Genomic DNA, 15,157 nt, shown 5'->3' on the forward strand with positions numbered 1-15,157 from the left:
GTCCTTTCTAGTTATTTCTATTTTTAATGTTGACCTTGAGTTTCCCACTCACTCTTCAGCAAGCCATATATGAGACTGTCACAGCGGTTGCTCTGAGCATCTTTGCGGTCTCGGATGCGAGCTTCGAGGGTGAAGCCAAGTTTCTCAGCGACTCGTTGACTTTGGAAATTGTAGCTAAAACAAGTCAGCTCAATCTTGTGTAGGTTCAATTCTTTAAAAGATAAATCAATCAAGGTACGCGCTGCTTCTGGTACATAACCTTGGCCCCAATAGTCTGGGTGCAAGGTATAGCCAATCTCCAGCACATCGTCTTCGTGGCGGTGATTGAAGTCAACAGAACCGATAACCCTATCAGTCCCTTTGACCACAATGCCATAGCCTGCTGGGAGATTGTCCTTTTGATTGCGCTCGGGAAGGATATGATTTAGGTAATAAATCTCGTCTTCCAAGGTCTTGACGGGTGGAAAGCCAGCTGGATAAGAAACTTCTGGCAGACTAGCGTAGGCATGGATATCCTCGGCATCCGCCACTGTACGGACTCGTAAGACAAGTCGCTCAGTCTCTATTCGTTCTGGCAGTTCAGCTCTTGTCATCCTTCTTCCTCGCTTTCTTGATAAAGCTTCCCATGGGATCGACTCGGTCATCTAGATAACGATAAACGCGCTGGTGACCGTCCCCCATAAAGTAAGTTGGGGCAAAGCAGTCATTTTTAAAATGCTCTTTATCGTCCAAGAGCTCTGGATCAGCCAGTCGCTCGAGAATCTTGGCAAAGATATGGCAGATGCCATCTTCCTGGATAATCCGATCTACCTGACAGTCCAATACGACTGGACATGCCTCTAAAATCGGGGCCTGAGTCCGTTCAGAAATCTCATAGTCAAGCCCTAGGTGTTTTAACTTTTCCCGATGGCTGATAAAGCCAGCCTGCTCCATCTCAAGCATGAGGTTTTCATCAGGGATGTTTACGGTAAACTGTTGATAATGCTTAATCTGGTCGGCTGCATTTTCCTCAGCGCCAACACCGATGACCAGCCAATTTCCCAGGCTATAAGAGGAACTGCAGGTCGTGATATTGTACCCAAAGTTCTGGTCCTGATACCCTAAGATGAAGATAGGAAAACCATAGTAGAGTTTACTTGTTTTGAAAGATTGTTTCATGACAACCTCCTTTGGCTAAGGGTGTAAAAGAAAAATCGCCCCTGTCATCAATTTGACAGGGACGAATGTGTTTATCCGCGGTACCACCCAATTTCGGGCAGAGCCCGCAACTTTAATCTTCTTGTTTCGCTTTTATGACGTCGTTAGCTCGTCTTGGCGTACTTGAGTACAGCCTGCAACTCGCTGCCTAGTCCTAAAAGGAAACAAAAAGATTTATATTTCAATTTTTAATTTCAACTCACTAGCAACCAGTTTTGACACATTTGTGGACTTCTCAGCTCCGCCACTTTCTGTAAAATGTGGAATTCAAAACACCTCTAATGGCTTTATTTTAACAAGTTTTTCACGGAAATGCAAGGAACAAGAAAGATTACTTGAACTTGATGCCGTTTTCTTTTAATTTCTTGATAGTAGCTGGACCGATTCCTTTCAAGGCAAGGAGTTCTTTTTCTGTCCAGTTTTTGAAGTCAGCAGCAGACTTGATCCCTTCATCGTAGAAAGTTTTAGCACGGTCAAGTGGAAGTCCGCCTAGGTCAGCTGCGAAATCTTCAACAGAAGTTGTAAGCTTGTGGGCTTGCTCTTTAGTTGCTTCTACAGCTTTTTCTACTTGCTTAGAGACAGCTTTTCCTGCCTCACTTGCTGCTTTTTCAGCATGCTTCACAACTTTTTTTGTTTCTTCGACAACCTTGTTTACAGCATTTGAAAGTGCACCTGAGCGACGAAGGTTGTTTCTTAATTGTTTTTTACGTTGTAGTTTTTTTGACATGATAAGATCCTTTCAATAAAAAACCCCTGTGACTGAACAAGGATAAATCTTTATGTTTTATTGTATCAACTTTCTTTGGGAAATGCAAGGCTTGTTAGTTTAGAAAGATAGGAGTTCTATAGGGAATTCCGCCTTAGAATAAGAGAATATGATAGAAGAAAAGCGAAAAATATGGTATAATGAAACGATAGATTTTTGAATAGGAATACAATCATGTTTGGATTTTTAAAAAAAGATAAAGTAACAGAAACACCAGCAGTGGTGCCAGCACATATCGGAGTTATCATGGATGGCAATGGTCGCTGGGCTAAAAAACGGATGCAACCGCGTGTCTTTGGTCATAAGGCTGGGATGGATGCTTTGAGAACGGTAGCCATTGCTGCTAGTGATATGGGTGTCAAGGCTATGACTGTCTATGCCTTCTCGACTGAAAATTGGACACGTCCAGACCAGGAAGTCAAGTTTATCATGAACTTGCCTGTTGAATTTTATGATAAGTATGTCCCCGAATTGCACCAAAAGAACATGAAGATCCAAATGATTGGGGAAACCGATCGCTTGCCAAAACAAACTTTTGAAGCTTTGAAAAAGGCGGAAGAGTTGACCAAGTTAAACACAGGTTTGATTCTTAACTTTGCCCTTAATTACGGTGGACGAGCTGAGATTACACAAGCGGTCAAGTTGATTGCACAGGATGTTTTGGATGCCAAGGTGAATCCAGGCGATATTACAGAAGAGTTGATTGGGGAATACCTCTTTACAGGGCATTTGCCTAAGGTCTTGCGTGATCCGGACTTAATCATTCGAACGAGTGGGGAGCTTCGCTTGAGCAATTTCTTGCCTTGGCAAGCAGCTTATAGTGAACTTTATTTCACAGATGTTTTGTGGCCTGACTTTGATGAGGAAGCTTTGAAAGAAGCTATTGCAGAGTATAATCGCCGCAATCGTCGATTTGGAGGAGTTTAGGAAAAGTTATGAAAAAGGATTTATTAAAGAGAACTATATTTGCCGCTCTGGCCTTAGCAATCTTTATCCCGCTCTTGGTGATTGGTGGGCTTTGGTTACAGATTGCTATGGGACTTCTAGCCATGCTAGGGGTTCATGAGTTGCTTCAGATGAAAGGGTTAAATACCATGACCCCTGAGGGGCTGCTGACCTTGTTAGCGACTTTTGCACTGACAATCCCCCTAGAAAACTACTTGACATTTTTACCTGTAGATGGGAATGTTGTCGCATATGGTGTTGTGATTTTTATCATGTTAGGTTGCACTGTTTTTAGCAAGAATTACACCATTGAAGATGCTGTATACCCGATTGCCATGAGTTTCTATGTTGGTTTTGGATTCAACGCTTTAGTCGATGCTCGAATCGCAGGTTTGGATAAAGCCCTTTTGGCCCTCTGTATCGTATGGGCAACAGATAGTGGTGCTTATCTCATAGGAATGAATTTCGGTAAGAGAAGATTGGCTCCGAGAGTCTCTCCGAACAAATCAATCGAGGGAGCCTTTGGTGGAATTTTAGCTGCCATGCTTGTCACTCTTATCTTTATGTTAGTGGATAGTACGGTTGCCCTTCCTTACGGCATTTACAAAATGACACTCTTTGCCATTTTCTTTAGTATTGCAGGGCAATTGGGTGACTTGATTGAGAGTGCCATGAAACGCCATTTTGGAGTCAAGGATTCAGGCTTCTTTATCCCAGGCCATGGTGGAGTACTGGATCGCTTTGACTCTATGTTGGCTGTTTTCCCTATTATGCACCTCTTCGGCTTATTTTAAGGAAAGGTGAACAGATATTAAATGTTAGGATTATTAACCTTTATCCTTGTTTTTGGAATTATCGTGGTGGTTCACGAGTTCGGCCATTTCTACTTTGCTAAGAAGTCTGGAATTCTGGTTCGTGAATTTGCCATTGGTATGGGTCCAAAGATTTTTGCCCATATCGGGAAAGACGGGACTGCTTACACGATTCGTCTCCTACCGCTTGGTGGTTATGTCCGCATGGCAGGTTGGGGTGAGGATACCACAGAGATTAAGACAGGAACTCCTGTTAGTTTGACTTTGGCCGAAGATGGTAAGGTGAAGCGCATCAATCTTTCTGGTAAGAAGGTCGACCAAACGGCTCTTCCTATGCAGGTCACTCAGTTTGACTTTGAGGATAAACTCTTTATTACAGGTCTGGTTTTGGAAGAGGAAAAAACTTTCTCTGTAGACCATGATGCAACGATTGTAGAAGCTGATGGGACGGAAGTTCGTATCGCTCCGCTAGATGTTCAATATCAGAATGCGACTGTCTGGGGCAAGTTGATGACCAACTTTGCAGGTCCTATGAATAACTTTATTCTAGGAGTTATCGTCTTTTGGATTTTGATTTTCATGCAGGGTGGCGTTCGAGATACGCAAAGCAATAACTTTAGTATCATCCCTGATAGCGCGATTGCTAAGGCCGGTGTTGACAATACGGCCCAAATCACTAAAGTCGGTTCACACGAAATTAGTAACTGGCAAGATTTGATTCAGGCAGTTGAGACAGAGACCAAGGACAAAACAGCACCTGTATTGGATGTGACAGTCTCTGAAAATGGGACTGAGAAGCAAGTCAGTGTGACCCCTGAGGAAAACCAAGGTCGCTATATTCTAGGTGTTCAACCGAGACTCAAATCAGATATCTGGTCTATGTTTGTAGGTGGATTTACTAGTGCGGCTGATTCAGCCTTGCGCATTCTCAATGCCTTGAAGAGCTTGATTTTCCAGCCTGACTTGAATAAATTGGGTGGACCTGTTGCTATCTTTAAGGCAAGTAGTGATGCTGCTAAAAATGGTCTTGAAAATGTTTTGTTCTTCTTGGCTATGATTTCCATCAATATCGGGATTTTCAACTTGATTCCTATCCCGGCACTAGACGGTGGAAAAATCGTGCTCAACATCATCGAAGCTATTCGCCGTAAACCACTGAAACAAGAAATTGAAACCTACGTTACTCTAGTTGGAGTTGTGATTATGGTTGTCTTGATGATCGCCGTGACTTGGAACGACATCATGCGTACCTTCTTTTAAGAATTAGAGGAAAAATATGAAACAAAGTAAAATGCTAATCCCAACGCTTCGCGAAATGCCAAGCGATGCTCAAGTTATCAGCCACGCCCTTATGTTGCGTGCTGGTTATGTTCGTCAAGTATCTGCAGGTGTTTATTCTTACCTACCACTTGCTAACCGTGTTATTGAAAAAGCTAAGAATATCATGCGCCAGGAATTTGACAAGATTGGTGCAGTTGAGATGTTGGCTCCAGCCCTTCTCAGTGCGGACCTTTGGCGTGAATCTGGCCGTTATGATACTTACGGTGAAGACTTGTACAAATTGAAAAACCGTGAAGGATCTGACTTTATCCTAGGTCCCACTCACGAAGAAACCTTCACAGCGATTGTCCGTGATTCTGTCAAGTCATACAAGCAATTGCCTTTGAACTTGTACCAAATCCAGCCTAAGTACCGTGACGAAAAACGTCCGCGTAATGGACTTCTTCGTACCCGTGAATTCATCATGAAAGACGGTTATAGCTTCCACGCTAACTACGATAGCTTGGATGTAACCTATGATGAGTACAAAGCGGCTTACGAGCGTATCTTTACTCGTAGCGGCTTGGACTTCAAAGCCATCATCGGTGACGGTGGAGCCATGGGTGGTAAGGATAGCCAAGAGTTTATGGCCATTACACCTGCTCGTACAGACCTTGACCGCTGGGTCGTTTTGGATAAGTCTGTTGCATCATTTGACGAGATTCCTGTAGATGTACAGAAAGAAATCAAGGCAGAATTGCTCAAATGGATGGTTTCTGGTGAAGATACCATTGCTTACTCAAGTGAGTCAAGCTATGCAGCTAACTTGGAAATGGCAACTAACGCCTACAAACCAAGCAACCGTGTTGTGACTGAAGATCAAGTAGCTCGCGTGGAAACACCAGGTGTCAAATCGATTGATGAAGTCGCAGCCTTCTTGAATGTCTCTGAAGAGCAAACAATCAAGACCTTGGTTTATATCGCAGACGAGGAGCCAGTTGTTGCCCTACTCGTTGGCAATGACCAACTTAATGAAGTCAAATTGAAAAACTACCTTGGTGCAGACTTCTTAGAACCTGCAACCGAAGCGGAAGTGAAAGAATTATTGGGAGCGGACTTTGGTTCACTTGGCCCAGTCAATCTTCCAGAAAATGTCAAGATTATCGCAGACCGCAAGGTGCAAGATAGTCGCAATGCTGTTGTAGGTGCTAACGAAGATGGTTACCACTTGACTGGTGTCAACCCAGGTCGTGATTTCACTGCCGAGTATGTCGATATCCGTGAAGTTCGTGAGGGTGAAATCTCTCCTGACGGACAAGGTGTTCTCAACTTTGCGCGTGGTATCGAAATTGGTCACATCTTTAAACTCGGAACTCGCTACTCAGCAAGTATGGGAGCAGATGTCTTGGACGAAAACGGTCGTGCAGTTCCAATTATCATGGGATGCTATGGTATCGGTGTCAGCCGTCTCCTTTCAGCAGTCATGGAACAACACGCTCGCCTCTTTGTGAACAAGACTCCAAAAGGTGAATACCGTTATGCTTGGGGAATCAACTTCCCTAAAGAATTGGCGCCATTTGATGTGCACTTGATTCCAGTTAACGTCAAGGATGAAGCAAGTCTTGCATTGACAGATCGTATCGAAGAAGCTTTGGTAAATAAAGGCTACGAAGTCTTGACGGATGACCGTAACGAACGTGTCGGTGTTAAATTTAGCGATAGCGACTTGATTGGTCTTCCAATCCGTATCACTGTTGGTAAGAAAGCAGCTGACGGGATTGTAGAAGTGAAGATCAAGGCGACAGGAGATACAATCGAAGTTCACGCAGATAACTTGCTTGAAACTCTTGAAATCCTAACAAACAAATAAAATCTATAATCAGAAGAAAAACAAGACAAAAATGTAACTAGTTTTTGCCTTGTTTTTTCTTTATAATGAGAGAAAGTAAACATTAAAATCGTAAAAAGAGGTAGTGCTATGCTAAAATTTCCAAAGGATTTTGTCTGGGGTTCCTCAACTTCTGGGCCACAGACAGAAGGGCGAGTGCCTGGTGACGGCAAGGGAGATAATCTTTGGGATTATTGGTACCAAGAAGAGCCAAATCGCTTCTATAATGGGATTGGACCAGACAAAACATCGACTTTTTATGAAAATTGGGAAAAAGATATCGAACTATTATTAGAAACAGGTCATACAGCCTTTCGGACCTCTATCCAGTGGTCTCGTATTTTCCCACAAGGCCGTGGGGAAGTCAATCCTCAAGGTGTGGCGTTCTACCGTCAGGTCTTTGAAGCTATTAAGGCCAAGGGAATCCTTCTCTTAGTCAATCTTTATCACTTTGATCTGCCTTTTGCCCTTCAAGAAGATGGCGATGGTTGGGAAAATAAGGCAACCATCAAGGCTTATGAAGACTATGCGCGTTTCTGTTTTGAAACTTACGGAGACTTGGTTGACCAGTGGATTACCTTCAATGAGCCTATCGTTCCTGTTGAGTTTGGCTATTTCTATGATGCCCACTATCCTCATAAGGTAGATGCCAAAGCTGCGGTTCAGGTAGCATATAACACTCAACTGGCCAGCACTCTTGCGGTGAAGGCCTGCCATGAGGTTTTACCTGATTCTAAGATCGGGATTGTTCTCAACTTGACACCAGCCTATCCACGTAGTCAGCATCCTGCGGATGTCAAAGCTGCACGCATTGCTGATCTATTCCAAGCTCAATCTTTCCTAGATCCATCTGTCTTGGGAACTTATCCAGAAGAATTAGTGGCAATTTTAGCTGAGCATGATTTACTGCCAGATTCTACAGCAGAAGAATTGGAACTCATTCGCCAACATACAGTAGACTTTCTTGGAGTCAACTACTACCAACCCTTGCGTGTCATGGCGCCCCGTTTTGCTAAGCACCCGGATAGTCCGCTCTTGCCAGAGCATTTCTATGAACCTTATGTCATGCCTGGTCGTAAGATTAATCCCCACCGCGGTTGGGAAATCTATGAGCAAGGGATTTACCATATCGCTCAAAATATCAAGGAAAACTATGGCAATATCGAGTGGATGTTGACAGAGAATGGGATGGGCGTTGAAGGTGAAGATAAATTCCGCGAAAATGGAATGATTCAGGATGATTATCGTATTGACTTTGTCAAAGGTCATCTGGCTGAACTTCATCGCGCCATTGAAGACGGTGCTAACTGTAAAGGCTACTTGATCTGGACCTTTATCGACTGCTGGTCATGGCTTAACAGCTATAAAAATCGTTATGGTTTGGTCGAGCTTGACCTTGAAACGCAAGAACGCCGCTTGAAAAAATCAGGCCACTGGTTCAAAGAACTCAGTGACAATAATGGATTTTAGGCTACTTTTCAAATAGATTCAAAAAAACCATTGGAAATAAAGCTCTCTGAGAGAGTTTCCAATGGTTTTTCTTGTTCTTATAATAGTCCGATAAAAAGTAGTAGAGCTGATAAAGCAATAAAGGCTAGGGTTGCTAGACCACGTTGGCCTGGGCTATAAATCTTTCGTTCTCCTCGAACTGGGAAGACGATAGCCAGTAATGCACCCCCGACAGCACCCCCAACATGCCCAGCAAGGCTGATACCAGGCATTAAAATACTACCCACTAGGTTGATGACCAAGAGGGAGAGATAGGATTGACCAAGCTGTTGGAGATAGGGATTGCGTGAAGCATATCGGAGAACAACAATTGAGGCAAACATACCGTAGAGGGCAGTTGAAGCACCTGCAGTAATAGCATTGGGACTAAAAACTAGGACAAAGAGATTTCCCATCATACCTGATAAGAGGTAGATAAAGAAAAACTGCTTGGAACCAAAGATTTGCTCCATCTGACGTCCCAAAAAGTAGAGGGATAGCATATTGACTAAAAAGTGCTGCAAGCCAATGTGGACAAAGGTTGCGGAGAATAAGCGCCAGATTTGTTCAGGCATGGCCTTGATAGCAGGGGGATACACAGCTCCGAATTTATACAAGGTGGCTGCGCTGGTATAGTTGAAACCACTGGTTAGAAACATGAGTACAAAAACCAGGGTTGTCACGAGTAGAAAGAAGCTCGTGACAGGATACCGACGATCAAAAATTTCTTTCATAGATGAGTACCTCCTCAACAGGAATATCGTAGTGCTCAGGTTGAAAATTCTGAATCTGACATGGATAAATCGTACTAATAGTATGGCCTGGGAAATGCTCTAAGTAGCGGTCGTAATAGCCACCTCCATAGCCAACCCGATAGCCAGAAGTGTTGAAAGCCAAACCAGGAACATGAATCAGGTCAATCTGAGAGGGTTCAAGGATTGTGAAGTCTCCTTGAGGTTCAAGAAGTCCAAAAGAATTTCTTTCGAGTTTCTCTGGTTCATATAGAACAAAGTCCATTTTTCCATGTGGATAGGTTTTGGGAATGAGGAGTGTCTTCCCATCTTTTTGAGCTTGTTCAATGAGTCTAGCTGTCTGGAATTCATGAGGAAAAGACAGGTAAGTGGCGATGGCTTTTGCTTCCTTGTAGAAGGGATGTAGAAGTAGTTGCTCAGTCAACCAAGCGTCCATGACTTCCTTTTCTTCGGCTGATAGAGATTTGAGTTCTTGCAAGACCTGCTTGCGTAGGTTTTTTTTCATTGTTTACTCCGCAGCTTTCTTTGCTAAAAAGCTTGATACAGCCTCGACTCCAATTGTCAGAGCTTCTTCATTAGGACTCATCTTTGGATGATGAAGGGCATAGGGACTATCAATTCCAAGCCAGAACATAACTCCAGGAACCTTTGAGAGAAGATAACCAAAGTCCTCTCCTGTCATGGCAGGCTCGATATCTATGAGTTCAATCTCCTCTTTTTCATCAAAGAAGGTCATCAACTCCCGGGCTAATTCAGGGTTGTTTTCGACTGGCAAATAACCTCCCTGCTTGAGTTCGATCTCTACATCCATATCAAAGGCAGCTGCCACACCTTCAGCGATAGCTTTGACACGTTTTTGAACTAAGAGGCTCATGTTGTGTGTAAGAGCTCGAATGGTTCCATGTAAGAAGGATGTATCAGCGATGACATTATTGGTTGTCCCAGCTTGAAAAACACCGAAAGTAACGACAGCTCCCTCGATAGGATCGACATTACGACTGACAACCGACTGAACTTGAGTGACAAAATAGCTAGCTGCAACCAGAGCGTCGTTTGCTTGATGTGGAAAGGCAGCGTGACCACCTTTACCCTTGAAACGAATCTTGACTTCGCAAGTTCCTGCAAAGAGTGTATGGGTATTGGTCGCAATTTGTCCAACTTTTAAGTCGGGGCGAACATGAAGTCCATAGAATTGGTCAGGCAACCAGTCGCCAAAGGCCCCATCTTTGTACATGAGCATGCCACCTGCTTCGTTTTCCTCGGCAGGTTGGAAGAGAAAGAGGAGATTGTTTTTGGGTTGGTTTTCTAGAGCACATTCGAGACTTCCAAGGGCAATGGTCATGTGAAAATCGTGTCCACAAGCATGCATGCGGTCTGGGTGTTGAGAGGCAAAAGAAAGGCCTGTTTGTTCAACGATTGGGAGTCCGTCGATATCTGTCCGCCAACCAATGGTACGTTCTGGCTGGCTTCCCTGTAAATACACTAAAATACCTGTTTGCCAAGTACGAATCTGAACAAAATCCTTACCAGCTGTTAATTTCTCAATGACATTTAGTAAATAAGCTTGAGTCTTGACTTCTTCTAAACCGATCTCAGGAATTTGGTGAAGATCGCGTCGAGTTTGGATCAAATCTAACATATTTAATTTCCTTCTACTGATACGATAAAGAGGCTGGAAATATTTCCGCCTCTGTTACTAATTACAAGGTGCGAAGCGCATCTTCAAGCGCTGTTTTTTGTTGAGTTTGACTATCAATTTTCTTAATAATACGAGCCGGAACACCTGCCACCACAACATTTTCTGGAACATCTTGAGTGACGATGGCACCTGCTGCAACAACAGATCCGCTACCGATTTGAACACCTTCGATAACCACAGCGTTAGCACCGATGAGGACATTGTCACCCACACGGACAGGCTCAGCACTGGCTGGTTCGATTACACCTGCAAGAACAGCACCGGCACCTACGTGACTATTTTTACCGACAATAGCACGTCCACCTAGAATAGCACCCATGTCAATCATAGTGCCAGCACCGATTTCAGCACCGATATTGATAACAGCTCCCATCATGATAACAGCATTGTCACCAATCTCAACCTGGTCACGGATGATGGCACCTGGTTCGATACGAGCATTGATATTGCGCTTATCAAGGAGAGGAACAGCAGAGTTACGGGCATCTTGCTCAACAACATAATCCTTGTTTTCAGTCAGTCCTTCGAGAAGGGGAGCAATATCTTTCCAATCTCCGAAGAGAACATTTCCAAGTTTAACAACTGAAGCAGGGATGGATCCGGCGAGTTCCCCCTCAAAAGTCACTTTGACACTTGTCTTTTTTTCAGCATTAGCGATAAATTGGATAATTTCTTGTGCATTCATTTTTGTAGCAGTCATAGGTGTCTCCTCACTCTTTGTAATGCTTACTATTCTACCAAAAAAGGCTTCAATTTTGAAGCCTTAAGTGTTAAAAGAGGATTCTTTCAATTTATCTTTTGATTCTTCAATGGATAAGAAGATCATGGGAATAATAATCAAGATCATAGCCAGAAGCAGATACCCATCTAGGACCAGACCTAGAAATAGAACACTTAGAATAGCTGATGACAAAGGTTCGCTTGCACTGACGACTGACACCACCAAAGGAGAAACGAGCGAGACAGCTTTCATGGATAGGAAGAAAGCAAAGGCTGTTCCTAAAAAGGCAATGGTCAAACAAATCAAGATACTCACCCAATCAAGCTGAAAACTAATTCTATAAACAGGATAGAGAAAATTACTAAAGAGTCCAGCCAGCAACATTCCCCAACCAACAGTTGGCACAAAACCGTATTTTTTAGCAAATGGCTGGGGCAAGATAACATTAAACATAACTCCCAGAGCACTGAGAAGCCCTGTCAGCAATGCGAGGGGAGTGATGGATAGTTTAGACAGATCGCCTTTAGTAGCCATCAAAAAGACCCCAAGCATAGCAGTTAAAACATAGAAGATTGCTTTTTTAGAAGCCTTTTTCTTGTAGATGATACGGTTGTAGATCAGAATGAAAACAGGACTGATAAATTGTAGGATGGTTGCCGTTGTCGCATTAGAGTATTCTACACAGAGATAAAAGAAATACTGAACGGAGAAGATTCCTAAGATAGCATATGCCAGAAAAGGCAGGTAGTTGTTACGATTTCTCCAAAGATCGAATAACTGTGAGCGGAACTTAAAGCTAGAAAGGATAAGTACGAAACCACCTGCAATAGTTAATCGCATGGAAGTAATCCAACCAGAGGAGACTTGATAATGGGTAAAGAAGAATTCTCCTAAAATACCACAAATACCCCATATTAATCCAGATAGGAGGGAGTAGATGGTCCCCTTAAAAATATTCTTTTGATAGTGATTCATGAAACTATTGTACCATGAATGAGAAAAAGAAAAAAGAGAGCGAGAATCATCATTTCTCGCTCTCCTATCGGTAAGAAACTTATCGTTGTTGGTTAGTGCTATTATTATTACCGTTATTGTTGTTATTATTGTTGTTGTTACTATTACCGTTATTATTGTTGTTGCTATTATTTCGATTGTTGTTTCGATTATTATTTGAGTTATTATTGTTGGAGTTAGATGATTTTGGTAAGCTTCCCAAAATAGTATTCCAAGCATTTTGGTAGTCAGCATCGCTTCCACCAATAGCAAATCTGTAGGTAGTAGTCGGAGCACCAGTTTGGTTTGCCCAGTAGCTGGTTACCATTTCTCCAGTTACTTCAATTTCTCTACCGTTAATAGTAACCTTACCTGGTTTCTGACCAGTCGACTTAAGGACTTGAGAAGAAGTGACGCTTGAGTCCAGGCTAAATCGTTCAGAACCCCAAGCAGAAGGAGAAGCTTGCTGGATAGCATTTACCAGATAGGCCATATATTTAGCATTGCGGTAGTGACCAGCTCCCTTACCAAGAGGTCGGTTGTCATCGTGACCAAGCCAACCCCCAAGTGTCAATCTTGGAGTTGAAAGCATCAGCCACATATCGCCATCATCATTGGTTGTACCAGTTTTACCAATCCAGTCGGCACCTGCTAAACTTGGATTGATAGCAGCAAGGTCGCTCTGGAAGCTTGAAGTGATTCGTGACGAAATAACATCTCTCAATAAGCTCTGCATAATGGTTGCGGTCGCTTTAGAGTATACCTGAACAGGTTCGTCTTTATGCTCATAGATAACCTCACCATTCGTTTTTTCGATTTTCGAAATCATGAATTTCTTATGATAAACACCGTTGTTGGCTAAGGTTTGGTATCCGTTTGTATGCTGAGCTACAGTAACCTCGATTCCTCCACCCATAGGCAAACTTTCAATGTCGTATTCTGGGATTTCATAGCCCATTTTTTCCATGTAAGAGCGAACATCGACTCCTTTTTCACGGAGGGTACGATAAGTCCAGTAGGCTGGGATATTCCATGAATAATTGAGAGCTTCTTTAAGACTCATCATGGCAGTACCAGAGCTATTGACATACATGATTGGGTTTCCGTTTGAGAAGTTAGTTGGATAGTTAGATAGGACACTGGCACTTCCCATCAAACCTTGGTCAATGGCAATACTGTAGGCTAGGATTGGTTTAGTAGTTGAAGCAGGAGAACGTTTGGTATTAAAAGCGTGGTTGTTTTGGTTACTTTGGTAATCGCGGCCACCAACAAAACCTAAGATAGCTCCCGTTTGATTATCCATCAAAACATTTCCGACTTCAGGTTGACCGGTATTATCGTCGACAAGATAGCCATAGTTGGCTACTGCATCTTGCATGGCAGTATGGATAGCTTTGTCGATTGTAGTTGTGATACGGTAACCACCATTTTGAATCTCTTTTTCAGCTAATTCACGATAGGATTTTTGGATAGATTCGTTCTTGAGTTCTTGGGCAGAGACGTTGTCTTTTTGTACCAAGTAATCATACATGAGATTAGTTGCTTCATCAAGTGCAGTAAAGTAGAGATAGCCCCTAGAAGCTACGTTTACACTTTCTGCTGGCAAGAAATCTTGTTTGATGTCGTATGCTTTATAGGTTTCGTAGTCTTCCTGACTGAGGACTCCTGTTCTGTACATATTGTAAAGAACATCTTGAGAGCGTTTGATACCAAGTGCCATATCCTCTTCGCTCTTCATTTCTCCCGTAGATTCATAAGGTGAGTAAGAGATAGGACTTTGTGGCAAGCCTGCTATGAAGGCTGCTTGAGGTATCGTTAGCTGATAGGCATCAACACCGAAAATACCCTTGGCTGCTTGTTGAGCTCCTGCGATATTTTGCCCTTTATTGTTACGACCAAATGGAGCGACATTGAGATAAGTTGTCAAGATTTCGTCCTTGCTCATTGCTCTCTCTAAGGCCAAGGCATCCACGATTTCAGTAGCTTTACGGGTTAGTGTAGGAGCATCACCAACCACTTGTTGCTTGATGAGCTGCTGTGTTAGTGTAGAACCTCCACTAGAAGAACCAAGTCCGATAAAGTTTCCTAGACTGGCACGAATAACCGCTTTAGGAACGACTCCATTGTGTTCTGCGAAATGTTCATCCTCAGTCGCAACGATAGCTTGTTTGAGATTGTCTGAGATAGCATCTGATGCGACAGAAGTCCGAAGGAGGTCACTTTCGATAGCGCCAATCATGGAACCGTCAGCATAGCGAATTTCAGAGATGGATGAAATATCGTTCACTTGTTTGACTAAATCTTCTGTTTGAGGGACGGTCACTTTGTCAAACAGAGATACAGCATAACCGAAAACAACCCCAGTACCTAAAAGTCCACCAAGAAAGGCGATGATGAATAGGGTATTAAAGGTTGCCTTGATTCCCAGTAAGATATTGGCAAAGATAGTCCAAATATTCGTTTTGGTTTGCTTTTTCTTTTTAGAATTTTTAGGACCTTTTTTTCCTAGATGTATATTTTTTAGTTTTGTTTTAAGGGACTGAAGGAAAGCCAGTCCTTTTTCTTTCATAGATAATAATTTATTCTTCATTTCTTTCCTCACTCCTTATTATTATACCATAAAAGCAATGATTGCA

The 15,157-nt window shown here is 42.8% G+C and carries 14 protein-coding genes; 5 read left to right on the forward strand and 9 right to left on the reverse strand.

Annotation, left to right across the window (positions count from 1 at the left end; translation table 11 throughout):
- Positions 1-23 precede the first annotated feature (23 nt).
- From ACWPUA_RS04630 to ACWPUA_RS04640, 3 genes are all read right to left on the reverse strand, one after another.
- Entirely contained in the window at positions 24-593 is a 570-nt protein-coding gene (locus tag ACWPUA_RS04630) for a GNAT family N-acetyltransferase (protein ID WP_454379461.1), read from the reverse strand.
- Complete coding sequence (locus ACWPUA_RS04635) at positions 580-1,158, reverse strand: flavin reductase family protein (protein WP_454379463.1); 579 nt, start codon at positions 1,156-1,158, stop codon at positions 580-582. Before ACWPUA_RS04635 ends, ACWPUA_RS04630 begins: the two co-directional genes overlap by 14 nt.
- Before the next feature lie 370 nt (positions 1,159-1,528).
- Positions 1,529-1,924: a helix-hairpin-helix domain-containing protein gene (locus tag ACWPUA_RS04640; RefSeq protein WP_424847829.1), complete on the reverse strand. Its 396-nt coding sequence runs from the start codon at positions 1,922-1,924 to the stop codon at positions 1,529-1,531.
- A 213-nt stretch (positions 1,925-2,137) separates the two neighbouring features.
- On the opposite strand from ACWPUA_RS04640, the gene ACWPUA_RS04645 reads away from it, so the two are divergent.
- The 5 genes from ACWPUA_RS04645 (at position 2,138) to ACWPUA_RS04665 (ending at position 8,338) form a co-directional block, all read left to right on the forward strand.
- Positions 2,138-2,890: an isoprenyl transferase gene (locus ACWPUA_RS04645; RefSeq protein WP_223334059.1), complete on the forward strand. Its 753-nt coding sequence runs from the start codon at positions 2,138-2,140 to the stop codon at positions 2,888-2,890.
- Between the two features lie 8 nt (positions 2,891-2,898).
- Positions 2,899-3,702: a phosphatidate cytidylyltransferase gene (locus ACWPUA_RS04650; protein WP_454379466.1), complete on the forward strand. Its 804-nt coding sequence runs from the start codon at positions 2,899-2,901 to the stop codon at positions 3,700-3,702.
- A gap of 21 nt (positions 3,703-3,723) precedes the next feature.
- Positions 3,724-4,980, forward strand: coding sequence for an RIP metalloprotease RseP (gene rseP, locus ACWPUA_RS04655; protein ID WP_454379468.1), 1,257 nt, complete (start codon positions 3,724-3,726; stop codon positions 4,978-4,980).
- A gap of 16 nt (positions 4,981-4,996) precedes the next feature.
- On the forward strand, positions 4,997-6,850 hold the full coding sequence (locus ACWPUA_RS04660; RefSeq protein ID WP_454379470.1) for a proline--tRNA ligase: 1,854 nt from the start codon (positions 4,997-4,999) through the stop codon (positions 6,848-6,850).
- A 108-nt stretch (positions 6,851-6,958) separates the two neighbouring features.
- Positions 6,959-8,338: a glycoside hydrolase family 1 protein gene (locus ACWPUA_RS04665; RefSeq protein WP_454379472.1), complete on the forward strand. Its 1,380-nt coding sequence runs from the start codon at positions 6,959-6,961 to the stop codon at positions 8,336-8,338.
- A 77-nt stretch (positions 8,339-8,415) separates the two neighbouring features.
- Here the strand turns inward: ACWPUA_RS04665 and ACWPUA_RS04670 are convergent, their stop codons facing one another.
- The 6 genes from ACWPUA_RS04670 to pbp1b form a co-directional block, all read right to left on the reverse strand.
- Positions 8,416-9,090 carry a rhomboid family intramembrane serine protease gene (locus ACWPUA_RS04670; protein WP_036758088.1) on the reverse strand — a complete coding sequence of 225 codons (675 nt, stop codon included), beginning with the start codon at positions 9,088-9,090 and terminating at the stop codon, positions 8,416-8,418.
- Entirely contained in the window at positions 9,074-9,613 is a 540-nt protein-coding gene (locus tag ACWPUA_RS04675; protein ID WP_454379474.1) for a 5-formyltetrahydrofolate cyclo-ligase, read from the reverse strand. Before ACWPUA_RS04675 ends, ACWPUA_RS04670 begins: the two co-directional genes overlap by 17 nt.
- 3 nt (positions 9,614-9,616) lie before the next feature.
- Positions 9,617-10,747, reverse strand: a complete 1,131-nt coding sequence (locus ACWPUA_RS04680; protein WP_454379476.1) for an N-acetyldiaminopimelate deacetylase — start codon at positions 10,745-10,747, stop codon at positions 9,617-9,619.
- 61 nt (positions 10,748-10,808) lie between these two features.
- The gene (gene dapD, locus ACWPUA_RS04685; protein ID WP_454379478.1) at positions 10,809-11,507 is read right to left on the reverse strand and encodes a 2,3,4,5-tetrahydropyridine-2,6-dicarboxylate N-acetyltransferase; all 699 of its coding nucleotides are present in this window, start codon (positions 11,505-11,507) and stop codon (positions 10,809-10,811) included.
- A 63-nt stretch (positions 11,508-11,570) separates the two neighbouring features.
- Positions 11,571-12,503: a DMT family transporter gene (locus ACWPUA_RS04690; protein ID WP_454379480.1), complete on the reverse strand. Its 933-nt coding sequence runs from the start codon at positions 12,501-12,503 to the stop codon at positions 11,571-11,573.
- Between the two features lie 79 nt (positions 12,504-12,582).
- The gene (pbp1b, locus tag ACWPUA_RS04695) at positions 12,583-15,111 is read right to left on the reverse strand and encodes a penicillin-binding protein PBP1B (RefSeq protein WP_454379482.1); all 2,529 of its coding nucleotides are present in this window, start codon (positions 15,109-15,111) and stop codon (positions 12,583-12,585) included.
- Between the last annotated feature and the right edge of the window lie 46 nt (positions 15,112-15,157).

The organism is Streptococcus sp. Marseille-Q6504, from assembly GCF_965111625.1.

Bases quoted from the DNA above. Each gene is read 5' to 3' on its own strand.
- ACWPUA_RS04635 (WP_454379463.1), bottom strand. From the start codon at position 1,158: ATGAAACAATCTTTCAAAACAAGTAAACTCTACTATGGTTTTCCTATC.
- ACWPUA_RS04640 (WP_424847829.1), bottom strand. From the start codon at position 1,924: ATGTCAAAAAAACTACAACGTAAAAAACAATTAAGAAACAACCTTCGT.
- rseP (WP_454379468.1), top strand. From the start codon at position 3,724: ATGTTAGGATTATTAACCTTTATCCTTGTTTTTGGAATTATCGTGGTG.
- dapD (WP_454379478.1), bottom strand. From the start codon at position 11,507: ATGACTGCTACAAAAATGAATGCACAAGAAATTATCCAATTTATCGCT.
- ACWPUA_RS04660 (WP_454379470.1), top strand. From the start codon at position 4,997: ATGAAACAAAGTAAAATGCTAATCCCAACGCTTCGCGAAATGCCAAGC.
- ACWPUA_RS04645 (WP_223334059.1), top strand. From the start codon at position 2,138: ATGTTTGGATTTTTAAAAAAAGATAAAGTAACAGAAACACCAGCAGTG.
- pbp1b (WP_454379482.1), bottom strand. From the start codon at position 15,111: ATGAAGAATAAATTATTATCTATGAAAGAAAAAGGACTGGCTTTCCTT.
- ACWPUA_RS04675 (WP_454379474.1), bottom strand. From the start codon at position 9,613: ATGAAAAAAAACCTACGCAAGCAGGTCTTGCAAGAACTCAAATCTCTA.
- ACWPUA_RS04690 (WP_454379480.1), bottom strand. From the start codon at position 12,503: ATGAATCACTATCAAAAGAATATTTTTAAGGGGACCATCTACTCCCTC.
- ACWPUA_RS04680 (WP_454379476.1), bottom strand. From the start codon at position 10,747: ATGTTAGATTTGATCCAAACTCGACGCGATCTTCACCAAATTCCTGAG.
- ACWPUA_RS04630 (WP_454379461.1), bottom strand. From the start codon at position 593: ATGACAAGAGCTGAACTGCCAGAACGAATAGAGACTGAGCGACTTGTC.
- ACWPUA_RS04650 (WP_454379466.1), top strand. From the start codon at position 2,899: ATGAAAAAGGATTTATTAAAGAGAACTATATTTGCCGCTCTGGCCTTA.
- ACWPUA_RS04665 (WP_454379472.1), top strand. From the start codon at position 6,959: ATGCTAAAATTTCCAAAGGATTTTGTCTGGGGTTCCTCAACTTCTGGG.
- ACWPUA_RS04670 (WP_036758088.1), bottom strand. From the start codon at position 9,090: ATGAAAGAAATTTTTGATCGTCGGTATCCTGTCACGAGCTTCTTTCTA.